Raw genomic sequence first — 23,238 nt, 5'->3', positions numbered from 1 at the left:
GTTATGCCCCGCATTCTTCTGGACAATGACACCGGCATCGACGATGCGCTCGCGCTCGTGTACTTGGCTGCCCAGCCGGAGGTCGTCTTCGAGGCCGTCTCGTGCACTCCCGGAAACGTTCCCGCCGACGACGTCGCCAGGAACAACCTGGGACTGCTGAGCCTGTGCGGGCGCAACAACGTCCCGGTATGTCTCGGGGCATCCCGTCCGCTCGGCAAGGAACTGGTCACGACCCCGGAGACCCACGGTCCGCAGGGCATCGGGTACGCGCGAGTCGACTCCGGCGTGGGGATCGCGGAAGGTTTCTCGCCGGAGGTGTGGGTCGAGCTGGCCCGCGAGAATCCGGACCAACTCGACGCGATCTGCACGGCACCGCTCACGAACTTTGCTCTCGCCCTGCGCATCGAGCCGAGGCTCCCGGAGCTGCTGCACTCGGTCACGATCATGGGCGGCGCTTTCTTCCATCCCGGCAACACGACGCCTCTGGCCGAATGGAACATCCACACGGACCCTCTGGCCGCGCGGGAGGTTTTCGCGGCCTATGAGGCGTATGAGGGGCTGCCCGAGGAAAAGTTGCCGCTCGTCTGCGGGCTCGAGACGACCGAACGCTACGAGCTCCAGCCCGATGACGCGGCGGCGTGGGCGATCGACGCCGCGGCGGATCGTCCCCTCGACCCCGACGGGCGGGGTGCGCGTCTGCTGACGGTGCTCGATGACGCGCTTCGTTTCTATTTCGAGTTCCACGAGCAGCACGGTTACGGATACATGGCCCATATCCACGACTTCTTTGCCTCTGCGGCAGCCATCGGGGATGCCGAGTACGACGCCGTGACCACAACCGTGGAGGTCGTTGCGGATGAGGGGCCCGCGCACGGAACCACGATCGCCGATCCCCGGAACCTCTGGGGGCGCAGGCCGTCGGCCCGGTTGGTGACGGAGAACGATCCGGAACAGGGGATCTCACGGCTTCGGTCCTCCGTCGTCGATCTGGTGCGCCGCCTGGAGGCCGTGGACGCCGGATAGTCGGTCCCGAACGCGCGGGACGATGGTTCGCTTCCGGCGCGGAGAACGCCGGCTCGCCGAGGGCGGGCCGCGTTCCATCATTCAAGACATGACGTCTCGGCAGGTGGCAGCCGAAAGTGCGGGAGTAGTCTGGAATGAGCATCAGAGGCCGAAGGAGGACACATGCCTGAACTGCGTTCCAGAACATCCACGCACGGGCGCAACATGGCCGGAGCCCGCGCGCTCTGGCGTGCGACGGGAATGAAGAAGGAAGACTTCGGGAAACCGATCGTCGCGATCGCCAACTCCTTCACCCAGTTCGTGCCCGGGCACGTTCACCTCAAGAACATGGGGGCGCTCGTTGCCAGCGCGGTCGAGGAGGCCGGCGGCGTCGCCAAGGAATTCAATACGATTGCCGTGGACGACGGGATCGCCATGGGGCACGACGGAATGCTCTATTCCCTCCCGTCCCGAGACATCATTGCCGACTCGGTCGAGTACATGGTCAATGCCCACCGCGCCGACGCCCTGGTGTGCATCTCCAACTGCGACAAGATCACGCCGGGCATGCTCATGGCCGCGATGCGCCTGAACATTCCCGTGGTCTTCGTGTCGGGCGGCCCGATGGAGTCGGGCAACGCGGTCGAGGGCGTCATCGAACACCGGATCGACCTGGTGGACGCGATGGCCTACGCCGTGGACGAGTCCGTGACGGATGACCAGCTCGGCATGATCGAGGAGAACGCCTGCCCGACGTGCGGTTCCTGTTCCGGGATGTTCACCGCGAACTCGATGAACTGCCTGACCGAGGCCCTGGGCCTGTCACTGCCCGGCAACGGAACCACGTTGGCCACGCAGATCGCCCGCAAGGACCTGTTCCTGAACGCGGGACGGACCGTCGTCGATCTGGCCAAGAAGTACTACCAGGAGGACGACGAATCCGTTCTCCCGCGCAACGTCGCCTCGAAGAACGCCTTCACCAACGCGATGGCCCTGGACATCGCCATGGGCGGTTCCACCAACACCGTGCTGCACATTCTCGCGGCCGCCCAGGAGGCCGAGGTCGACTTCACGCTCAAGGACATCGACGAGCTCTCTCGCCACGTCCCGTGTCTGGCCAAGGTCGCGCCGAATTCGACGCAGTTCCACATCGAGCACGTGCACAAGGCCGGGGGAATCCCGGCGATCCTGGGCGAACTGGACCGTGCCGGCCTGTTCCGCCACGAGGGTGTGCGCACCGTGCACGCGGAGTCCGTGGACGACTGGCTCAACGAGTGGGACATCCGCCGCGACACGGCCACCGAACGGGCCCGGGAGCTGTTCCTGGCGGCGCCAGGCGGCGTCCGCACGACCCAGGCCTTCTCGACGGCCAACAAGTTCGAGGAGCACGACACCGATCCCGAGTTCGGGTGCATCCACTCGGTCGAACACGCGTACACCAAGGACGGCGGCCTGGCCATCCTCTTCGGCAATATCGCGGAGGACGGCGCCGTCATCAAGACCGCCGGCATCGACGAGAGCCTGTTCCACTTCCGTGGCAAGGCGTTCGTGGTCGAGTCGCAGGACGAAGCCGTGTTCGAGATCCTGTCCAAGCACGTGGAGCCGGGCGACATCGTCGTGATCCAGTACGAGGGTCCCAAGGGTGGTCCGGGCATGCAGGAAATGCTGTACCCGACCTCGTACCTCAAGGGCCTGGGCCTCGGGAAGGAGTGCGCCCTCATCACGGACGGACGCTTCTCGGGAGGCACCTCGGGCATCTCGATCGGTCACATCTCGCCGGAGGCCGCGTCGGGCGGCGCCGTGGGGCTGATCGAGCACGGAGACGAAATCGAGATCGACGTCGCCAACCGGCTCCTCCAGGTCCACGTGTCCGACGAGGAGCTGGCCCGTCGGCGGGAGGCACGCGGTCCGTTGCCCTGGAAGCCGACCAAGCCGCGCGAGCGTCAGGTGTCCACCGCGTTGCGTGCCTACGCCTCGATGGTGACGAGCGCCGACAAGGGCGCCGTCCGCATCGTTCCGGAATAAACCGTTCCCTCTCGCGCGCCGAGGCGGCAGTTTTGTGCGGGTATCGGGCTCAAAACCGCACATGATTGCCACCTCGCGCGGGTGGGTCGGTGGACCTATGATGGGGTTTCTTCCAAGACAACATATGTTGTGTTTTGGGTTACACGTGTCCGAGCATCGCGGTAGGCTGTGGAGCGATATTTCGCGGACCGTGTAAGGTTCACATTCCAAGCAACGGGAGGACCCCATGGCAGCATCCGGCTCGGACTCGTCGGCGGCGAGTCGTTCATCCGAGGCCGCGCAGAACCAATTCGAGGCCGAGCAGGAGGGGTTCAAGAAGGGCCTGAGCCCTCGCCAGCTCCAGATGATCGCTATCGGCGGTTCGATCGGAACGGGCTTGTTCCTCGGGACGGGTGGCCGCCTCGAGTCGGCCGGTCCGACCTTGTTCATCCTCTACGGCGTGGCCGGATTCTTCGGGTACCTGATCCTGCGCCAGTTGGGCGAACTCGTGGTGCACCGGCCGTCGTCGGGCTCCTTCGTCTCGTACTGTCGCGAGTTCTTCGGTGAGAAGTCGGCCTACTTCACCGGGTGGATGTACTGGCTGAGCTGGGCAACCACGACGATCGTGGACGCAACCGCGATGGCCATCTACATCAGGTGGTTCGGCCAGTACATCGACTTCATCGGGTCCATCCCGCAGTGGGTCCTCGCGTTCCTGGTGATCGCGGCGGTCACGGTCATGAACCTCATCTCGGTCAAGGTCTTCGGCGAGATGGAATTCTGGTTCGCGATCGTCAAGGTCGCGGCACTGGTCGCATTCATGGTCGTGGGCATCCTCTTCGTGATTTTCGGATCGCCCTCGGGGGAGCCGACAGGGTTCAGCCTGATTTCCCAGAGCGGCGGCATGCTGCCCAACGGCCTCCTGGCCGCACTGGTGGTCTCCCAGGGCGTGGTCTTCGCCTATTCGGGTATCGAACTCGTCGGCACCGCCTCGGGCGAGACCCAAGAGCCCGAACGCGTCATCCCCCGGGCCATCAACTCCGTGATCCTCAGGATCGCGGTGTTCTACGTGGGCTCCGTCCTGCTCCTCTGCCTCTTGCTGCCCTACACGCGCTACAGCGACGACGAATCCCCGTTCGTCACCTTCTTCGCCTCGATCGGGGTCGACGCCGCCGGGCCGATCATGCAGCTCGTGGTCATCACCGCCGCGCTCTCGTCCCTCAACGCCGGGCTCTACTCGACCGGTCGCATCGTGCACTCGATGGCGATGGCGGGATCGGCTCCGCGGGTCGCCCAGAAGCTGACCAAGGGCGGTGTCCCGTTCGTGGGGATTCTGCTGACCACGGGCGTGGGGATGCTCGGCGTCGTGCTGAACTACTTCGTCCCTGAGGCGGCCTTCGAGATCGTGCTGAACATGTCGGCCGTCGGAATCATCGTCGGCTGGGCCGCCATCACCCTGCCCCACCAGAAATTCGTGTCGCTGGCCAAGAAGGGGCTGTACCAGCGCCCGAAATACCGGGCGCCGTTGGCCCCCTTCACCAACTGGATCACCATGGCTTTCTTCGTGGCGGTCATGATTCTGATCGCCTTCGACTATCCCGTGGGCACCTACACCTTGGCCTCCATGGTCATCATCATTCCCCTGCTCATCATCGGCTGGTTCATGGTTCGACGCCGGGTGATGGAGGTTGCGGCCCAGCGCGAGGGCTACACGGGCCAGTTCCCGGTGGTCGCGCAGTGGCCGACCACGGACGACACCAACGAACCGTTCGACCACGGACGCTCCAACACCACCATCCGCCTCGACGACGAAGACGACGAATAGCCGGCCGGTGCCTCGGTGCCCCACACCGAACACGATGCAGTACTCGGCGCTTGCGCATTCCGGGGCGACCCCGAGGTAAGCTTCCACAGTGAACCGCTCGGGTGAGGTGAACCACAGCGTCGTGAGATCGACCTCTCCCCGCCGGTGATATTTCGAGCAGAGCATCGTTCGTGCCGACCGGCGGGATGCCCGGATGCGCGCGTCGATGCTCCCTGACCTGAAGGTTGAACAATGTCATCGACATCTGCGCCTGATAACAATCCTGCTCCGAGCAGCAACGACACTACCGGGGTGGTGGCCAACGAGGACGCGGGGCTCCACAAGGGGCTCGGAGCCCGCCAACTCCAAATGATCGCGATCGGTGGAGCCATCGGCACCGGTCTGTTCCTGGGTGCGGGCGGACGCCTGGCCTCGGCCGGTCCGTCGCTCTTCATCATCTACGGAGTCTGCGGATTCTTCGGATACCTCATGCTTCGCTCGCTGGGGGAACTGGTGTGCCACCGGCCCTCCTCCGGTTCGTTCGTTTCCTACACCCGAGAGTTCTACGGCGAGAAGGCCGCGTACGTGTCGGGCTGGTTGTACTGGCTGAACTGGGCCATGACGGCGGTGGCCGACGCGACGGCGATCGCGATCTACGTGCGCTGGTTCGGCAAATACAGCGATTTCGTCGGAAACATTCCGCAGTGGGTCTGTGCGTTGGCCGTCGTCGCGATCGTGCTGGTCACCAACCTCATTTCCGTCAAAGTATTTGGTGAGATGGAGTTCTGGTTCTCCCTCATCAAGGTCGCGACTCTGGTCCTCTTCCTGGTGCTCGGCATCATCTTCGTGATCTTCGGATCGCCGAATGGCGAGCCCACCGGCATTCACCTCATCACGGACCACGGGGGTCTTTTCCCCGCCGGCGGGCTCGCGGCGCTCGTGGTGGTCCAGGGTGTCGTCTTCGCCTACGCAGGCATCGAGCTCGTGGGGACGACGTCGGGGGAGACCCGGAACCCGGAGAAGATCATCCCCAAAGCGATCAACACCGTGATCCTGCGCATCGCGGTCTTCTACGTCGGGTCCGTGCTCCTGCTGTGCATGCTGATGCCGTACACCGCCTACAGCGACAAGGAATCGCCGTTCGTGACGTTCTTCTCCTCGATCGGCATCGACGTTGCAGGACCCATCGTCCAATTGGTTGTCATCACCGCCGCCCTGTCGTCGCTCAACGCCGGGCTCTACTCCACGGGCCGTATCCTGCACTCGATGGCCATGGCCGGGTCGGCACCCAAGTTCGCGGCGAAGCTCAATTCCTCGGGTGTGCCCTTCGGCGGGATCTGCCTGACCGCCGTGGTGTCGTTGATCGGCGTCATCCTGAACTACTTCGTGCCCGAGCAGGCCTTCGAGATCGTGCTCAACATTTCCGCGCTCGGAACGATGGCCTCGTGGGCCGCGGTGACGCTGTCCCACAAGAAGTTCGTGAGCCTTTCCGAGAAGGGCTTGTACACGCGACCCCAGTACCGGGCGCCCCTGGCACCATGGACCAACTGGCTGACGGTCGCGTTCCTGGTCTCCGTCCTGGTCCTCATGGCCATTGACTACCCCGTGGGCACCTACACGCTGGGCTCCATGCTGATCCTGATCCCGTTGCTCGTTGGGGGCTGGTTCCTCGTCAGGAACCGGGTGATGGAGCTGGCCGCGGAGCGCGAGGGCGTCACGGGGACCCACCCGATCGTCGCCGCACGTCCGGCCGCCGAGACCAAGCACCCCCACCACCCGCACCGGGCCCGCGCCGTGATCTCCCCGGAGATTCACGACGGGCACGACGACGAGGACTGACGGCAGTCCTCACGGCCCGACCGTGTGCGGCGGCTACCGGCCGCCGTGCCCGGTCGGGCCTTGTTCTTGTCGGCCTCTGCGGGGGAGGACCAGGGCAACGCCGACGAGCAGCGGGACGACGACGCAGACAGCGGCCGTCGAATAGCCGTGCTCTGTCGGGAACACGGCCCCCTCCGTCGTCGCGGTGGCGAGGAGGAGGCCTGCGACGGCACTCCCCGCGCTGAAACCTGCGCTGCGTGCGATCTGGTTGAGGGACAGGACGCTGGCCGATTCCTGCTGGGGTACGCCCTCGAGCACGAGTCTCGGCATGATGGACGACGCCCCGCCGACGCCGAAACCGAGCACCGCCATCGACGCCAACGCCACGACGAGCGAACCGGGCGCCAGAGCGAAGATGCAGGCGGCGAGCATTACCGCGGCGGCATATATTGTGAATATCCACGGCGGTGGCACGCGACTCCTGAGCACCGGCGTGAGTCGGCCTGCCACGAGCCCCACGGCAGAAAAGGGAATCAGGGCGGCACCGGCCAGGACGCCGGAGAGCCCGAATCCGTAACCGGCCTCGGTGGGGGTCTGGACGTATCGCGTGAGCAACGAGAACAAAAGGTACATGCCTGCACCCGAGACGAGCATGGCGGCATTCGCGCGCAAGGCGCCGCTGTTCCGGAGGACGGCCATGTTCACCAGCGGTTCGGCTGTGCGCCGTTCGACCGCGACCCACGCAATGAACGCCGCGGCGGACGCCATCACGATCGAGAGACCCAACCAGCCGGGCCGCCACACCGAGGGTTGGGCCAGAACCAGCAGAGCCCCCAGAATTCCGAGTCCCAGAAGCACCGCACCGGGTACATCGACACGAACGGCGGGACCCGGCTCATCTCGTGGCACGAATCTCCAGGCGACGAGCACCGCCGTCAGGGAAAGAAGGAATCCCGTGCCGAAAGCGACGCGGAGCCCGGCCGCCTCGTTGATCAGGCCCATCAACGGGTAGGCGATGCCGATTCCGACCGTGGAGGCCACCGAGACGATCGCGATCGTCGACTCGGCCTGCTTCTCCGAGAGGTGGTCCTTGGCGATTCCCATGAGCAGAGCCGTGACGCCCAGACCAAAACCCTGGAATGCGCGACCGATCATCAGGAGCCATAGGGGCCCGGGGCACGCGGTCAGCAAACCGCCCGCAGCCACCAGGGAGAGAGCAACCAGGAGCGAGGCTCTTCGGTGCGGACCCGTGCCGAGTCGCCCCAGTACCGGAGCGGTCACGGCGCCAGAGAACAGGGTGATCGTGAGCGACCACTGTGCCGCTTCGAGGCTTGTCCCGATATCGACGGCGACAGAGGTGATCAGGGGTGCGCCGACGCCTCCGATCACTGCTCCCAGGAATGCGACGACGACGATGGCCGGACCAAGTCCGGGGTTTGCGGTGCGCCGGTCCGCCGTCGTGTTCACTGATTCGTCTCCCCGCTGATGTGGCGGAACAGGTCCGGGCGGATTCGTGTCCGAACGCCCTCGGCCCATTCCTCGTCGAGTGCCTCGACGTCCATGGCCGCGCCGGAGTTCAGCAGCATGCCATAGGCGAGGAATGTCTTGACCGTGACCGGGTCCAAGCCAGTGGTCCCAGCAACTGCGGTCCACATGTCCGCGAAGCTGTTCCGCACCGCCTCCTGGATCTCGGGGTCCCCGCAGGCCGCCAGCCCCTGGAGCTGGAGCAGCAGGTTCGTGCGGTCGGCGAGCGAGTCGTAGTACTGCTGTCCCATCTCGGACAAAGCCGTGAGGCCCGTGTCGTCTCCGGCGGACCTCTGCATGCCTTCCGTGACTCGCCCGAAGGCTTCTTGGATCAGCTCGAGAAACAGCGCTTTCTTCGTCCCGAAGATGCGAAACACGTACGCCTGGGAGATTCCGGCCTTCTTCGCGATGGCCTCCGTCGAGGCGCCGTGAAGGCCGTGAGCTGCAAACTCCTCGGCCGCAATCTCCGCTATCTGCGCTCGTCGCTCCGAGCGGCTCATTCTTTCGCCCATGCCCACAAGTTACCAGTTACTAACTACTTACAAAACCGCAAGTCCTTGTGGGTTCGGGGCGGTGCCGACGCTCGAGTCGATGGGTCCTGGTGGAGCTCTGCGTGCCTATCTGACCACGGAGCTCAGCAGGAGGCTCGTCTCGCTGTTGACCACGCCGGAGATTCCTCGAATGGATTTGAGCACGGCGTCGAAGTCCTGGAGATCGACGCACTGCATCTCGGCGACGAGGTCCCAGCCGCCGTTGGTCGTGTGGAGCGCGAGGATTTCGGGCAGCCCCCTCAGCTCATTGATGACGTGATCGGTGGTCCGCCCCTCGACCTCGATGAGAGAGATCGCGCGGACCTGCGAGGCTTCGGCGTAGTCCCTGACCCGTACGCTGAAACCCACGATGATGCCGCGGGCCGTGAGGGAGTCGATGCGTTTGGTGACGGTGGCTCGGGAGACGCCGAGCTCTTCGGACAGGGCGGCGATGGAGGCGCGGCCGTCCTTGCGCAGCGCCGCAATGAGTCGTCGATCCAGATCTGAAGTCTTTGCCATGATCAAAATGCTAACTCATGGATCATAATCTGCTCATACAGTGCGAAATTTGTTGCTTGATTGTCCGTTTCGGTCAAAGAGTGTGCATATTACACTGTCGTTAGAAACACGAGTCACTTTGAGAGGGAGGATTGCCGTGACGCAATTCGTCGATGTCCAGAACATGGCGCGCTGGATCCAGCGCGATGGAGTGGAAAACATCATCGGGAAGATGATGGATTACCTCGAGCGCGACTTCAGCCGGTGGGCCAAGTTCGACAAGACCCCACGGGTGGCCAGCCACACTCCGTTCGGCGTCATCGAGCTCATGCCGACATCGGACGGCGAGGAGTACTCCTTCAAGTACGTCAACGGGCATCCGTCCAACCCCGCGCGCGGGTTCCAGACCGTGACGGCCTTCGGCGTGCTGGCCGACGTCGACAACGGCTACCCGACGTTCCTCGCCGAGATGACCTTGTTGACGGCATTGAGGACGGCCGCGACGTCGGGCATGACCGCGCGCAAGCTGGCCCGGCCGGACTCGAAGCGCATGGCCCTCATCGGCGCGGGTTCGCAGTCCGAGTTCCAGTCCCTCGGGTTCCGCGCCGCCCTGGGCATCGAGGACCTGACGGTTTACGACATCGACCCCAAGGCCGTCGAAAAGCTTCAGCGGAACCTCGAGCCCCTCGGATTCCGCGTCACGGTGGCCGATACGGTCGACGATGCGGTGGCCGACGCCGACATCATCACCACCTGTACCGCGGACAAGGCACAGAACACGATCCTCGCGAACCGCCACGTCCGGCCGGGCGTTCACCTGAACGCCGTGGGCGGCGACTGCCCCGGCAAGACCGAGTTGGAGGCCGAAATCCTCGATCGCGGAAACGTGTTCGTGGAGTTCACCCCGCAGACCCGGGTCGAGGGCGAGATCCAGCAAATGGACCCGGACTTCCCCGTCACGGAGTTCTGGCAGGTCCTCAACGGTGAGGCGGAGGGGCGCACCTCCGCCGAGGACATCACGATCTTCGACTCCGTCGGGTTCGCGATCAACGATTTCTCCGCCCTGCGATGCGTCAGGGACGCGACCGCGGGCTCCGAGCTGCAGAGCTACGTGGACCTCGTGGCGGATCCCGACGACCCCAAGGACCTGTTCTCCTTGGTCAACGCGATGAAGCCCGTGGGCTGATCGTCGGACGACCTCGTCGAGGGAGGGACCGTGTCGCACACCGTGTGGTGTGCACCACGGTCCCTCTTCTTTGTGGGTAACATATTCGTCACACCGGAGCGGTAACGTTTCGGTCACTCACACCCTTCGAGGTTTCCCAAGAGAAGGTATTGACCCATGTCGTCCAAAGCTTCGCGGTCCGGTGCCGAGCCCCAGAGCCACGGCACCGAACAGACATTCAATGATGAACAGGCGGGTTTCCACAAAGGGCTCGGCCCCCGCCAACTCCAAATGATCGCCGTCGGCGGTGCCATCGGCACCGGCCTCTTCCTGGGGGCAGGTGGACGCTTGGCCTCCGCCGGACCCTCGCTCTTCCTCGTTTATGCCGTCTGCGGTTTCATGGGCTATCTCATTCTCCGTTGCCTCGGCGAGCTCGTGGTCCACCGGCCGTCGTCCGGCTCCTTCGTCTCCTACTCCCGCGAGTTCTTCGGCGAGAAGGCCGCGTACTTCTCGGGGTGGATGTATTGGCTCTTCTGGGCGACCACGGCGGTCGTGGATGCGACCGCGATCGCGATCTACGTGCGCTGGTTCGGGCAGTACTTCGACGTCTTCGCCGCGATCCCGCAATGGGTCATCGCCTTCCTGGTGGTCGTGATCGTCGTCGTGATGAACCTGATTTCGGTCAAGGTCTTCGGCGAAATGGAGTTCTGGTTCTCGCTGATCAAGGTCATCGCCCTGCTCGTCTTCCTCGCCCTCGGCATCGTGTTCGTGATCTTCGGGACCCCGAATGGCCAGCCCACCGGGTTCCACCTCATGTCCGGCAACGGCGGGATCTTCCCCAACGGTCTGATGCCGGCTCTGATCATCACTCAGGGCGTGGTCTTCGCCTACGCCGGCATCGAGCTCGTCGGCACGACGTCGGGCGAGACCAAGAACGCGGAAAAGATCATCCCCAAAGCGATCAACACGGTCATTCTGCGTATCGCCGTGTTCTACGTCGGTTCCGTTCTGCTCCTCTGCCTCCTGCTCCCGTACACCGCGTTCAGCGAGACGGAGAGCCCGTTCGTCACGTTCTTCTCCTCGATCGGGGTCGACGCCGCCGGTCCGATCATGCAGCTCGTGGTGATCACCGCGGCGCTCTCATCGCTCAACGCGGGCCTGTACTCCACGGGACGCATCATGCACTCGATGGCGATGGCCGGATCCGCGCCCAAATTCGCCCAGAATCTCACCCGCTCCGGCGTCCCCTACGGCGGCATTTGCCTCACCGCCGTCGTCGCGCTGCTGGGTGTGGTGCTGAACTACTTTGTTCCGGAGAGCGCCTTCGAAATCGTGCTGAACTTCGCGTCGATCGGCATCATGAGCGCATGGCTGACCATCACGATCTGCCACATGAAGTTCGTTTCCCTGACGAAGAAGGGGCTGTACCAGCGGCCGCATTACCGGGCTCCGCTGGCACCCTACGCCAACTGGCTCGTGCTCCTCTTCATGGCGGGTGTTGTGGTGCTGATCGCCCTCGACTACCCGGTGGGCACATTCACCCTGGCCTCCATGGTCATCGTGATTCCGGCCCTGATCATCGGATGGTTCGCCGTGCGTGGTCGGGTCTTGGAGATTGCCGCCGAGCGGGAGGGCGTCACCGGATTGCACCCGGTGGTCGCCAACCGACCGGCAGCCGGCGGGCATCGCAAGTCGTAACGTCCTGGTCTGCGCAAGGTTCGGTGATATGCCGGACCGGTTCCGGCGACGGCCCCGCTTCGGCGGGGCCGTCGCCATTTCTCTGCATGCGGGAGGGCAGGGGGCGAGACGGCCTAAACTGAGCTCATGCGAAATGTCAGCCTCTGGTCGAACCGCCTGGCCCTTGATGCGCCGTGCGCCAACGACGTCGCCGCGATCGTCGATGCGTGCCAGGATCCGCAGATTCCGCGCTGGACCGGTTCGATCCCGTACCCGTACGAGGAGGATGACGCGCTGGAATACATCGAGGGCGTCGTCGCCCCGGGGTGGAAATCCGGCCACGAGTTGGTGTGGGCGTTCCACATCAGGGACGAGGCCGAGCACCCGAATGAGGGGACGCTGATTCAGGTTCCTCGCGACGCGGCCGACCAGGTTCCGGGTGACGAGAACGTCGGGCTCTTCGCCGGCGTCGTGAGCCTCTCCATGACCAGCGGGCGGATTGCCAGCATGGGTGTGTGGACCGCTCGAGGCGCCCGGGGAAGGGGGTACACGGCGGAGGCCTGCCGCCTGGTGCTGGACTTCGCGTTCCGCGAGCCGAAAGAGTCGGACCCCAAGGATTTGCCTTCCGGTCTCGGGCTCAGCCGCATCGAGTGGCGGGCCATGGTCGGCAATGAGGCCTCGGCCGGTCTGGCGCAACGGTTGGGATTCTCCTACGAAGGCCTCTCCCGCAGGGCGTTGTCCACGGTGAACGGGCGCCTTCTCGATGTATGGATCGCGGGTCGGCTGGCTGGCGACACCGGCGAGGCCACCACGTGGCCCGACGGTGTCACGCTTTTGGGGCAGGAAAACATCGATACAAACCATTAATTGATAGTTTCGCTGTTATATCGGATATCAATTCTTAGTAGGTTATCTTTCTTTTCCCGAATAAAATGGTGGTGTTTCGGCGCGGCCAAAGAGTTCTGCGCTGGCCGAGTCCTGATCATTCGTCTCCTTCATGAACGGAGTCGTCCATGGGTTTCTGTGCGATCACGCTGCCGGGTCGTCGAGGTCGGAGTCGCTACGTTCCGCGTCATGCGCAACGGCGGCGATCAATGGTAGGGGAGATGATTCACGGGTCGACGGCCCGCAGTATGGTGGCGGCATCCGCGTTGGCCGCCGTCGCCCTGGCCGGAACCCAACTTGAGGCCCCGCCACCCGGGCGGGCCGCCCAGCAGGACATTCTCCGAGTCAGCCAGGAGAAACGGCTCCAGGACACGCAAAGACTGCTGGACGGAATCAACGCCTACCGCGGTTCTCGGGGCCTGCGCCCGGTCAAGTTCTCCGCCCGGCTCACGCAGATCGAACAACGACATTCCGATGATCAGGTCATTGCGGAGGCCTTCTATCACACCAATGATTTCCTCTCGGATCCTCGAGCGGGGCGGTACTCGCACGCCAACGAGGTCATCGCCCTGACCTACCAGTCGGACGTGCTGCAATTGCTGGAATGGTGGAAGACCTCGCCGGCCCACAGCGCGGCGTTGCTCAACCCCAAGGCCCGGGTCGTGGGCATTGCTTTGACCTACGCCGACGGGCGCTTGTCCCGTACGGGAGCCCCCTGGCGGCTGCTCGGAACGGTCAATCTCTACGGATACGAATACGGAGGCGCGCCGTCGGATGCGTCGGCCTCCGTCTGGGGCGGTCGCGCCAGGGGTGAGGGACTGGGTGCCCTCACCCCGTACGGCGCGATCGGTCAGGCCTATCGCGCCAACGGAGGCGAGAGGGTGTTTGGCCGACCGATCATCCCGGAGAGCAATGCCACCGGCGGCCGATACCAGATCTTCCAGAACGAACACGGTCAGCGCTTCAAATTCTTGTGGACCGAACGCACCGGTGCCCACTGGGTCAAGGAATACGGCGCGATCGGGACCCTCTGGTCCAGGTCCGACTACGAACGAGGATTCGGTTTTCCCGTGACCAACGAGTACCGCCGAGGAAACGAAATTCGTCAGCACTTTTCGCGAGGATACATTCTGGGGTGGAACGTTCACACCGGCGCACTCCGCGTTTACCGCTGACGCTTCGGATCGGCCTAAGCTTGCGGGGTGACCACAGCCAGACCCGCACCCCAGCTGACTCGTTCCGTACTGTTCCTGATGTGCCTTGCCACAGGCTTGTGCGCGGGAGGGAACTACTTCAACCAGCCCCTTCTCGACGAAATCTCCGAGGCGCTGGGGGTCAGCTCATCGACGGCGGCCACGTCGGTCACGGTCGCTCAGGTGGCCTACGCTGTGGGCCTGGTTTTCCTTGCGCCGCTGGGTGACCTGTTCGAAAGGCGCAAGCTCACGGTCGGCCTCATCGGGTTGACCGCAGCGGGGCAGGCCATTGCCGGCTTCGCCCCCGGCTTCGGCGTCTTTCTCATCGGTGTCGCCGTGGCGGGTCTCTTCTCCGTGTCCGCGCAGGTTCTGGTCCCTTATGCCTCGATCCTGGCTGCGCCCGGCAAGGGCGGACGAGCCGTGGGGACCGTGATGTCAGGACTGCTTGCGGGCGTCCTGATCGCTCGCGCGGTGGCGGGGATCCTCTCGGACATCGGTGGGTGGACCCTGATCTATCACGTCGCAGCGGTCCTGATGATTCTCGTGGGAATCGGGCTGTGGCGGGTGCTGCCGCCGTCCTACCCCGAGGACCCACCGAGTTACCCGGGCCTGTTCCTCTCCATGGGGCGCCTGATCCTTCATCACCCGCGGCTGCGCACTCGCTCGCTGATTTCCGGCATTTCCTTCGCATCGATGAGCGCGATCTTCGCGACCACCACGTTGCTTCTCGCGGATGAGCCTTTCGGGCTGAGCCCCACGGCCATCGGCCTGGTCGGGCTCACCGGTCTGGCGGGAGCGCTCATGGCGAGCGTGGCCGGCGGCATGGTCGACCGAGGCCACGGGCGCCGCGGGACGATGCTGGGTCTCGTGGCACTGGCGCTCGGATGGGGTGCCTTCGTTCTGGGTGGGCACAGCGTGCTGTGGTTCTGCGTCGGCATGGTTCTCACGGACGTCGGCGTCCAACTGGTGCACATCATCTCGATGAACACTGTGTACACGTTGGACCCTCAGGCCAGGGCGCGCCTGAACTCGGTCTACATGACGATGTACTTCGTCGGGGCCGCGGTGGGATCCGCCGTCGGCGTGTGGGCATGGAACGCCGGGCACTGGGTCGGCGTCTGCGTCGCGGGCGGGGTGATGACGGCGCTGTGCGTGCTGATCTGGGTGTACGACGTCGTGCTGGAAAAGCGACAGCTCGCGCAGGACGCCCGCCTCGCTCGTTGAAAAGTGAACCAAAGCATTTAGCATGGTGATACAAAACTCACACCTGAAGTAAGGCACACCATGTCACGACTGAACCATGCGTCCAGGGCCATCGGTCTCGGCGCCATCGGCGTTCTGACCCTCGCCGGTTGCGGAATGGGCGGATCGAACAATGCGGGTGATTCGAAAGAGAAGACGTCGATCTGCAAAGAGGACGCCTCGGACAAGACGACTCTCGATTCTGCTCCCAAGACCGACTGGAAAGACGGTCTCAACGGACTGAAGGTCCCCACCTCGGACAAGTTCGGGCCAGAGAAAGTCGATGACGACAAGGTGCCGTCCTGCTTCAGCCACTCCCCGGAGGGCGCACTCTTCGCCGCCGCGAACTACAGCCTTCCCGTGGTCTCTCAGGACTACGGTCTGATGACCAAGATCATCAGGAAGCAGGCCATCGCCAACGATTCGCGGGACAAGGTTGCCGATCGCTTCGAAGAGGAGGGCCAGTCCGCCTCGTCCTCCAGCCAAGCCGAAAACCTCAAAGTCGCGGGCTTCAAGCTGGGCGATTACACCAAGGACAAGGCCGCGGTGAAAATCCTGGTCTCGGCCTACGACGGCGCCGGATACGGAGAGCTGACCTTCACGGTCCAGTGGAAGGACGACGACTGGCGTTTCGACGCCGACGCCGACACCGAGGACATGTCCTTCAAGCAGGTCGAGGGCCCCGACGGGTACACCAAGTGGGGTCCCAGCCAGGACGACGGTTCGTCCTCGAAGGGATCCTGACCAGGCGAGAACCCGTCGGGACATGCTCCCCGGGCCGATCCTGCCGAAGGACCGATGGTTACTCGTCCTCTTCGACAGGCATCCAGAGTTCACACGTGGCCGTGGTGTCGCTCAGGCTGAGGAACCGGAGGAGCGTCGGGCCGGGGCGCAGTCTCCACGGGTTCGATGGGAACCACTCTGTGGCCGTTGCCGCCCACATCTGCTGCAACGCTTCCGGGTGGGGCCCTTCCGAGGTGAAAACGGCCCAATGACCGGCCTCGACCGTCAGGGTGTCGAGATCGTCGGGGACATGGTCCTCGTCGGAAACAGCAACGCCGTGCAGATAGGTCAGCAACGAACCTTCCGGAGCGTCGGGCTCCAGGTCGGAGGTCGCCGAGAGAATTCCGGTGGGCTCCGCGTCGTTGACGGTCTGCAACCTCTGGTTGTCTTCATCCGTTATCCGGTCCACGTGCCGCTGAATATGCGGATTGATGCCTTCGTGGATCAGCGGAACCTGTGCCGCGTGACCGGCGAGGACAAGGCGGGGCTTAGTGGCGATGGTGACGTTCATGGGAGAATCCCCTTCCACGCTCAGACGGAATCTGAGCATTGGTTGTGTACGCAACGGACCGCCTTTTTCGCGCACCAGGGTGGGGTGGGCGCCGTGAACCGAGCGGAAAGCTCTGTTGAACGCCTCGGCGGACCCATAGCCGTGCCGGATGGCGACGTCGAGAAGTGTGGAATCCTTCTGCGTGAGCTCGGCCGCGGCCAGGGTCATCCTCCGCCGACGCACATACTCCGACAGCGGCATCCCGGCCAGGGCCGAGAACATACGCCGCAGGTGGTATTCCGTGGTCGCGTGACGCCGGGCGAAGGATGCCCAGTCGGGCTCTTCGGCCATGTCGTTCTCGACGACCCCGACGAGTGCGTTGAGCGTGCGAATCATGCGGTCCTCCTTACGCCATCCATCCTCGGTCCGAACCAGAGGTCGCCGCCCGACAATTCAGGACGGCTTCGATCGGGGCGCGGGAGGACAAGCCCGCCCTGCGGAGTTACGCCGTCCGTTGCCGCTTCGAGGAAATGACCCCCGTATTGAAGCCCGCCAGGTGCAGGCCGCCGTGGAACCGGGCGTGCTCGATCTTGATGCACCGGTCCATGACCACGTTCAGGCCGGCCTCTTCGGCGATTGCCGCGGCTTCCTCGTTCCACGACCCCAGTTGCAACCAGAGCGTCTTGGCCCCGATCTTCACGGCCTCCTCGGCAACTCCCGGGAGATCGTCGTGCTTCCGGAATGCGTCGACGACGTCGGGCGTTTCCGGCAGCGCATCGAGGGAGGGGTACACCTCCTGGCCCAGAACCTTGGTTCCCTTGCCAGCGAGGACCGGGTTCACGAAATAGACCCGGTACGGGGAGCTCGAGAGCAAGTAGGTCGAGACGAAGTAGCTCGCGCGTGCCGGTTTGTCCGACATGCCCACGATCGCAACCGACGTCGTGTTGTGCAGGATGTTGAGGCGTTCCGGCGCGCTCGGGCCGATCCAGGTGCGTGCGTTCTGATTCGTCATGTCTCACAGACCTTTCTGTTCAGCGGACTCGCGCGTGAGGCCCGTGGCCGCCGTCAGGGCTTGATCCAGATCCCAGAGGATGTCCTCCGGGTCCTCGAGACCCACTGAGATGCGGATGAGGTCTTCCGCAACGCCGCCCGCGGCCAGTTGATCCGCGGAGAGCTGCTGGTGGGTCGTGGTAGCCGGGTGCAGCACCAGGGTGCGGGCGTCGCCGATATTCGCCAGGTGGCTCGCGAGCTGCAGGTTCTCGATGAAGCGGCCCCCGACCTCACGGCCCGAGAGGCCGTTGGCTTCGGCAACACCGAAGCTGAAGACCGAGCCGACGCCGAGCGGAAGGTACTTGCGGCCCCGCTGGTAGTGCTGGTGGTCGGGGAGACCCGCGTAATTCACGTAGGCGATGCGGGGGTCCGCATCGAGCCAGTCGACGACCTCGCGCGCATTGCTCAGGTGGGCGTCCATGCGCTGCGGCAACGTCTCCACCCCCTGGATCAGCTGGAACGCCGATTGCGGGGAGAGCGACGGCCCGATGTCTCTCAGCTGTTCCGAGCGCAGTTTGGTCAGGAACCCGTACTCACCGAAGTTCCCCCACCAGGAGATGTCGTTGTAGGAGGGGATCGGTTCGGTCATCGACGGGAAGTTTCCGTTGCCCCAGTCGAAGCGGCCGGACTCGACGACGACGCCGCCCAACGTGGTCCCGTGGCCTCCGAGGAATTTGGTGGCCGAATGGATCACGATGTCAGCGCCGTGCTCGAGCGGCCGCACCAGATATGGGGTCGAAATGGTCGCATCGACCACGAGAGGGATCCCTGCCTCGTGGGCGACCTCGGCGAGCCCTTCGAGGTCCGCGACCTGGCACGCAGGATTCGACACGGCCTCGGTGTACACGGCCTTGGTGTTCTCCTGCAGCGCATCCTTGAACGCCTGCGGATCCATGGAGTCGATGAACGTGGTCTCGATCCCGAAGCGTCGAAGCGTGACGTCCAACTGGGTCACGGTTCCGCCGTAGAGCTGCGCCGAGGACACAATGTGGTCGCCTGCCTGGGCGAGCGCGGCGAAAGTGATGAATTCCGCGGCCATTCCGGAGGACGTGGCCACGGCACCGATGCCGCCCTCCAGCGAGGCGACGCGTTCCTCAAAGGCCGCGACGGTCGGATTCCCCAGGCGGGAGTAGATGTTGCCGTACTTCTGCAGGGCGAAGAGGTTGGCGGCGTCGTCGGAATCCTTGAAAACGAAGGATGTCGATTGGTAGATCGGGACCGCTCGCGAACCGTGCTCGGCGTCGGGGGTACCCCCAGCGTGGAGCGCGCGGGTTCTGAATCCAAAGGTGTGTTCGGCCATGCTGGTCCTCTTCGACGGTCGATGCTCGCGTACAACGATGTTCCATTCATGGTCGGCCGACGGCGAGGCCGCCCGCAACTGTTTCGATTGTGTCGCGTCCGGCCCGCTATGTGACGACGCCGCTCCTCGGCTCCGCATCCCGCGTATTCATTGATCAGGATGCTGATGAACCAGGGGGACTAGGAAGGTTGCACTTACCGCAAATAGTTGGATCTCATCAGCAGGCTGATTATCCTTGGTCAGGACGTGGGTATTCACCCATGTCAAGTCATCACACTAGGAACACCATGAGCGAATTCTTGCGCCAGCGCTGGGGACAGATCCTGTTCTCCAGCTGGCAACACATGAGCCTCGTGGTGCAGTGCCTCGTGCTCGCTACGGTCATCGCGATCGTTCTGGCCGCGCTGTGCTACCGAAGCCGTGCGCTGACATCCGTGGCGAACAACGTCTCGGCGGTCGGCCTCACCATTCCGTCCTTCGCCCTGATCGGCCTCCTCATCGTGCCCTTGGGCTTCGGCGTGGTTCCGGCCGTCGTCGTCGTGACCTTCTTCGCCGTGCTGCCGATCCTTCGCAACGCGGTGGTCGGTCTGGCCGGCGTCGACCAATCGACGATCGAGGCCGCTCGAGGCATCGGCATGGGCCGCGTCAAAACATTCTTCCGCGTCGAACTGCCCCTCGCTTGGCCGGTGATTCTGGCCGGAATGCGCGTCTCGGCGCAGATGACGATGGGCATTGCGGCGGTCGCCGCCTACGCGCTCGGCCCCGGACTCGGTGGCTACATCTTCTCGGGCCTCTCGCGGCTCGGAGGCGCGAACTCCCTCGAGTCCGTCGTGACCGGCATCGTCGCCGTGATCATCCTCGCCCTCATACTCGACGTGGTCCTCATCCTCGTCGGCCGTCTGACCACTTCAAGGGGTATCCGTGTCTGAGAACACCCGAAACAACACCACCTCCTCCCACGCCGCGTCCCAGGGCGTCGGAACCGAGCAGACGACGTCGTCGGCCGACGAGTCCCGGAACGACGCGAACCGCGGGGGAGAAGCGCGCCAGAAGGGCGCCTCGATCCTCATTGAGAACGTGACCAAACGCTACGGCGGCGGCAAGAAGCCCGCGGTCGACCAGCTGACCCTGGAAATCCCGGCCGGGCAGATCATCATGTTCGTCGGCCCCTCCGGGTGTGGCAAGACCACGACCCTCAAGATGATCAACCGCCTGATCGAGCCCACGGAGGGCAGATTGATCCTCGGCGACGAGGACGTCACCAAGATCAACGGCGACAAGCTGCGTCGAAAGATCGGTTACGTGATCCAGGCCGGGGGTCTTCTGCCGCACATGACCGTCGCGAGCAACATCGGCCTCGTCCCCAAGATGCTCGGATGGGACAAGAAGCGCATCGCCGAGCGCGTGGACGAACTGCTGGACCTGGTCTCCCTGGACGCGGACACGTACCGCAACCGCTACCCGCGAGAGCTCTCGGGCGGGCAGCAGCAGCGCGTTGGCGTCGCCCGCGCCCTCGCGGCCGACCCGCCCGTTCTCCTGATGGACGAACCTTTCGGCGCCGTCGACCCGATTACCCGGCAACGGCTCCAGGACGAGCTCATCAACATCCAGAGCGAATTGCACAAGACCATCGTGTGCGTGACCCACGATTTCGACGAGGCAGTGAAACTCGGCGACTGGATCGCGGTCTTCGACGAAGGAGCCCGGATCGTCCAGTACGACACCCCGGAGCGGATCCTCGCGAATCCCGCGAACGAGTTCGTGGAGAACTTCATCGGCTCCGGCGCCGGCCTGAAGCAGCTGGGCCTGGCCCGTGTGGGCGACGTGGACCTGATCTCCGGCGTCCTCGGCCATCCTGGTCAGAGCGCCCGCGAGCTGGTCGGCCACATCGACAAGACGGGGTACAACTCGGCGGTCATCGTGGACGACCGCGAACGTCCGATCCAGTGGCTCTCCAAGGAACAGCTCTCACGGATGACCACGGTGCCCTCGCACCTCGACAAGGAGCTCCCCCTCGTGGGAACCAGGTCCACCCTCAACGACGCTCTCGACACGATGCTGGTCGCGAGCACCGGTGAGGCCGTGGTCGAGGGTGCACGCGGACGATACCGGGGCATCATCACCGTCGAAACGGTCATGAACGCCATCACCGAGTTGCGCCGTTACACCCCGGGTGACTACACGCCGGTCGGGAACAACACGGGGGAAATCCCGGTGACCGTCCAGCGCACGAACTCCGAGGCCTCCGGCGATGCGGAAGGAACCGCGGGCGCCGAGTCCCAGGACGCCGATGCCTCGGTCGCGGGGGACACGACGTCCTCCGCAGACCCCACGGGGCGCGCGGCCGGTCGAGAACCGTGGAACGAAAGCGGTGACCGTTCATGACCCAGTCAGCTCAGTCGGCGGATCTGGACACCGGTCGCCGCCAATGGGGCGGACTCGTGATCCAGCCGATCGTGATCATTCTCGCCCTGGCGGCCATCGCATGGTGGCTGACCAGCGCCAACCTGACCGATTCGGAAAAGGTCACGCTCGATCCCAAGAATCTTCTGGAACTGACCTGGCAGCACCTCCAGCTGACCGTGGTTGCGGCGGTCGTCGTGCTGGTGCTCGCCATCCCGATCGGGGTTCTCCTGACCCGGAAACCCATGCGATGGTTGGGGACCCCGTTCATGGCGATCGCGAACCTCGGGCAGGCGGCACCTCCGGTCGGCCTGATCGTGTTGTTCGCCTTCTGGCTCGGTTTCGGGTTCCAGGCCTCGGCTCTGGCCCTGATCCTGTACGCGTTCCTCCCGGTTCTGAAGAACACGATGGTGGGGCTCGACGCCGTTGACCCGAGGCTCGTGGAGTCTGCCCGGGGGATGGGCATGAGCAGCATGGCCGTTCTCCTCAAGGTCGAGCTGCCGCTGGCCGTCCCCGTCATGCTCGCCGGAATTCGCACGGCACTCGTGCTCCTCGTGGGTACGGCAACTCTCGCAACGTTCGTCGACGGCGGCGGTCTGGGCCTCCTGATCACCACGGGCGTCAACCTGTCCTTGAACAAGGTCCTCATCGCGGGATCGCTGTTGGTGGCCCTCCTCGCGCTGAGCGTGGACTGGATTGCTCGCGTCGTCGAGCAGGTCGCTCGACCGAAGGGAATCTAGACATGTTTGGACAGAAGAAGCTACGACTCGCGGCCCTCGGTGCCGTCGGGATGCTCGCGCTGGCCGGTTGCGGCCTGCAGCCGGCGACGTCGACCCTTCCCGACCTGGAATCGGGAACGATCAAGCCCATCGACGGCGCAGGAGACAAAAAGGTCACGGTGACCTCCAAGAACTTCACCGAACAACTGGTGCTCGGCAAGATCGCCGTGCTGACCGCGGAGGCGGTGGGTTTCGACGTAACCGACATGACCAACGTTCCGGGGTCCCAGCCCTCCCGCAACCTCATGGTCAGCGGTCAGGCGCAGCTGGGCTGGGAGTACACCGGCACGGCGTGGCTGACCTACATGGGCAAGGACAAGGCCATCCCGGACGCCCAGGAGCAATGGGAGGCCGTGAAGAAAGAGGACGCCAAGAACGATCTCACGTGGGGCAAGCCCGCCCCGCTGAACAATACGTACGCCTTCGCGGTTCGCCAGGACTTCAAGGACAAGTACGGGGTCAAGACCCTCGAGGACATCGCCAAGGTCCCGCCCGAGGAACGGTCTTTCTGCGTGGAGTCGGAATTCAACTCTCGCAGCGACGGATTCAACCCGATGCTGGAAAAGTACGGGCTGAAGCGCGGAGCACCGGATGGTGTCCCGGAAGACAAGGTATCCGTGATGGACACCGGGACGGTCTATGCGGCCACGGCGAAGGGCGACTGCAACTTCGGTGAGGTCTTCACGACCGACGGTCGTATCCCCGCGCTGAACCTGACGGTCCTCGAGGACAACAGGGAATTCTTCCCGAAGTACAACGGTTCACCGGTCTTCAACTCCGACCTGGTCAAGGAATACCCCGAGCTCCAGGACCGTTTCGAGCAGGTCTCCAAGCTCCTGGACGACAAGACGATGCAGGACCTGAATTATCAGGTCGACGTCGAGGGCAAGGACCCAGGGGACGTGGCCTTCGACTGGATGGCGGACAAGGGCCTGGTCAAGAAGAAGTAGGCCACGCAGCCCGGAAGCCCGCGCCCGGGACCGTGAGGTGCTCTCGGGTGGGGCAATCGCAAGGCGCCCCGATCGGATGAGACCGGTCGGGGCGCCTTTGCTCTGCCGGGCGGAAGAGCGTCAAGCGCATCCCGGGGGGGG

20 protein-coding genes are annotated in these 23,238 nt (G+C 64.4%); 14 read left to right on the top strand and 6 right to left on the bottom strand.

What is annotated here, in order from left to right; genetic code table 11:
* Window positions 1–3 precede the first annotated feature (3 nt).
* From EWU68_RS11520 to EWU68_RS11505, 4 genes are all read left to right on the top strand, one after another.
* Window positions 4–1,023 carry a nucleoside hydrolase gene (locus tag EWU68_RS11520; RefSeq protein ID WP_129316278.1) on the top strand — a complete coding sequence of 340 codons (1,020 nt, stop codon included), beginning with the start codon at window positions 4–6 and terminating at the stop codon, window positions 1,021–1,023.
* A 162-nt stretch (window positions 1,024–1,185) separates the two neighbouring features.
* Window positions 1,186–3,027 carry a dihydroxy-acid dehydratase gene (gene ilvD / locus EWU68_RS11515; protein ID WP_129316277.1) on the top strand — a complete coding sequence of 614 codons (1,842 nt, stop codon included), beginning with the start codon at window positions 1,186–1,188 and terminating at the stop codon, window positions 3,025–3,027.
* Between the two features lie 226 nt (window positions 3,028–3,253).
* Window positions 3,254–4,831, top strand: coding sequence for an amino acid permease (locus EWU68_RS11510; protein ID WP_129316276.1), 1,578 nt, complete (start codon window positions 3,254–3,256; stop codon window positions 4,829–4,831).
* A gap of 231 nt (window positions 4,832–5,062) precedes the next feature.
* On the top strand, window positions 5,063–6,649 hold the full coding sequence (locus EWU68_RS11505) for an amino acid permease (protein ID WP_129316275.1): 1,587 nt from the start codon (window positions 5,063–5,065) through the stop codon (window positions 6,647–6,649).
* Window positions 6,650–6,682: 33 nt separating this feature from the next.
* On the opposite strand, the gene EWU68_RS11500 is transcribed toward EWU68_RS11505, so the two are convergent.
* The 3 genes from EWU68_RS11500 to EWU68_RS11490 all read right to left on the bottom strand — a co-directional run bounded on the left by EWU68_RS11500 (window position 6,683) and on the right by EWU68_RS11490 (window position 9,201).
* Entirely contained in the window at window positions 6,683–8,095 is a 1,413-nt protein-coding gene (locus tag EWU68_RS11500; RefSeq protein ID WP_238692440.1) for an MFS transporter, read from the bottom strand.
* A complete protein-coding gene (locus EWU68_RS11495; protein WP_238692439.1) occupies window positions 8,092–8,664 on the bottom strand; it encodes a TetR/AcrR family transcriptional regulator in 573 nt (190 codons plus the stop codon). The genes EWU68_RS11500 and EWU68_RS11495 overlap by 4 nt, the downstream gene beginning before the upstream one ends.
* A 105-nt stretch (window positions 8,665–8,769) precedes the next feature.
* On the bottom strand, window positions 8,770–9,201 hold the full coding sequence (locus EWU68_RS11490) for an Lrp/AsnC family transcriptional regulator (protein ID WP_129316273.1): 432 nt from the start codon (window positions 9,199–9,201) through the stop codon (window positions 8,770–8,772).
* A 136-nt stretch (window positions 9,202–9,337) separates the two neighbouring features.
* Between EWU68_RS11490 and EWU68_RS11485 the strand changes: the two genes are divergently transcribed.
* From EWU68_RS11485 to EWU68_RS11460, 6 genes are all read left to right on the top strand, one after another.
* Window positions 9,338–10,366, top strand: a complete 1,029-nt coding sequence (locus EWU68_RS11485) for an ornithine cyclodeaminase (RefSeq protein ID WP_129316272.1) — start codon at window positions 9,338–9,340, stop codon at window positions 10,364–10,366.
* A gap of 156 nt (window positions 10,367–10,522) precedes the next feature.
* The gene (locus EWU68_RS11480; RefSeq protein WP_129316271.1) at window positions 10,523–12,043 is read left to right on the top strand and encodes an amino acid permease; all 1,521 of its coding nucleotides are present in this window, start codon (window positions 10,523–10,525) and stop codon (window positions 12,041–12,043) included.
* Window positions 12,044–12,169: 126 nt separating this feature from the next.
* Window positions 12,170–12,889 (top strand): GNAT family N-acetyltransferase, encoded by a 720-nt coding sequence (locus EWU68_RS11475; RefSeq protein ID WP_129316270.1) that lies wholly within the window; start codon window positions 12,170–12,172, stop codon window positions 12,887–12,889.
* Between the two features lie 239 nt (window positions 12,890–13,128).
* Window positions 13,129–14,082 (top strand): CAP domain-containing protein, encoded by a 954-nt coding sequence (locus EWU68_RS11470; RefSeq protein ID WP_162421502.1) that lies wholly within the window; start codon window positions 13,129–13,131, stop codon window positions 14,080–14,082.
* Between the two features lie 27 nt (window positions 14,083–14,109).
* Entirely contained in the window at window positions 14,110–15,324 is a 1,215-nt protein-coding gene (locus EWU68_RS11465; RefSeq protein ID WP_202976720.1) for an MFS transporter, read from the top strand.
* Between the two features lie 60 nt (window positions 15,325–15,384).
* Window positions 15,385–16,086, top strand: coding sequence for a DUF8175 domain-containg protein (locus EWU68_RS11460; protein ID WP_129316268.1), 702 nt, complete (start codon window positions 15,385–15,387; stop codon window positions 16,084–16,086).
* Window positions 16,087–16,144: 58 nt separating this feature from the next.
* On the opposite strand, the gene EWU68_RS11455 is transcribed toward EWU68_RS11460, so the two are convergent.
* The 3 genes from EWU68_RS11455 to EWU68_RS11445 all read right to left on the bottom strand — a co-directional run bounded on the left by EWU68_RS11455 (window position 16,145) and on the right by EWU68_RS11445 (window position 18,965).
* Window positions 16,145–17,011 carry an AraC family transcriptional regulator gene (locus EWU68_RS11455; protein ID WP_129316267.1) on the bottom strand — a complete coding sequence of 289 codons (867 nt, stop codon included), beginning with the start codon at window positions 17,009–17,011 and terminating at the stop codon, window positions 16,145–16,147.
* Between the two features lie 106 nt (window positions 17,012–17,117).
* Window positions 17,118–17,627 carry a CoA-binding protein gene (locus EWU68_RS11450; protein WP_129316266.1) on the bottom strand — a complete coding sequence of 170 codons (510 nt, stop codon included), beginning with the start codon at window positions 17,625–17,627 and terminating at the stop codon, window positions 17,118–17,120.
* Window positions 17,628–17,630: 3 nt separating this feature from the next.
* Window positions 17,631–18,965, bottom strand: a complete 1,335-nt coding sequence (locus EWU68_RS11445; protein WP_129316265.1) for an O-acetylhomoserine aminocarboxypropyltransferase/cysteine synthase family protein — start codon at window positions 18,963–18,965, stop codon at window positions 17,631–17,633.
* A 287-nt stretch (window positions 18,966–19,252) separates the two neighbouring features.
* On the opposite strand from EWU68_RS11445, the gene EWU68_RS11440 reads away from it, so the two are divergent.
* The 4 genes from EWU68_RS11440 to EWU68_RS11425 all read left to right on the top strand — a co-directional run bounded on the left by EWU68_RS11440 (window position 19,253) and on the right by EWU68_RS11425 (window position 23,097).
* On the top strand, window positions 19,253–19,894 hold the full coding sequence (locus tag EWU68_RS11440; protein ID WP_129316264.1) for an ABC transporter permease: 642 nt from the start codon (window positions 19,253–19,255) through the stop codon (window positions 19,892–19,894).
* 133 nt (window positions 19,895–20,027) lie between these two features.
* On the top strand, window positions 20,028–21,350 hold the full coding sequence (locus EWU68_RS11435; RefSeq protein WP_238692441.1) for an ABC transporter ATP-binding protein: 1,323 nt from the start codon (window positions 20,028–20,030) through the stop codon (window positions 21,348–21,350).
* The gene (locus tag EWU68_RS11430) at window positions 21,347–22,108 is read left to right on the top strand and encodes an ABC transporter permease (protein ID WP_129316262.1); all 762 of its coding nucleotides are present in this window, start codon (window positions 21,347–21,349) and stop codon (window positions 22,106–22,108) included. Before EWU68_RS11435 ends, EWU68_RS11430 begins: the two co-directional genes overlap by 4 nt.
* A 2-nt stretch (window positions 22,109–22,110) precedes the next feature.
* Complete coding sequence (locus tag EWU68_RS11425) at window positions 22,111–23,097, top strand: glycine betaine ABC transporter substrate-binding protein (RefSeq protein WP_129316261.1); 987 nt, start codon at window positions 22,111–22,113, stop codon at window positions 23,095–23,097.
* Window positions 23,098–23,238 lie beyond the last annotated feature (141 nt).

It is taken from the genome of Rothia koreensis, from assembly GCF_004136575.1.
Lineage (GTDB): Bacteria > Actinomycetota > Actinomycetes > Actinomycetales > Micrococcaceae > Rothia > Rothia koreensis.
The sequence above is the reverse complement of the archived record's forward strand: the minus strand, read 5'-3'. Positions and strand labels throughout refer to the sequence as shown.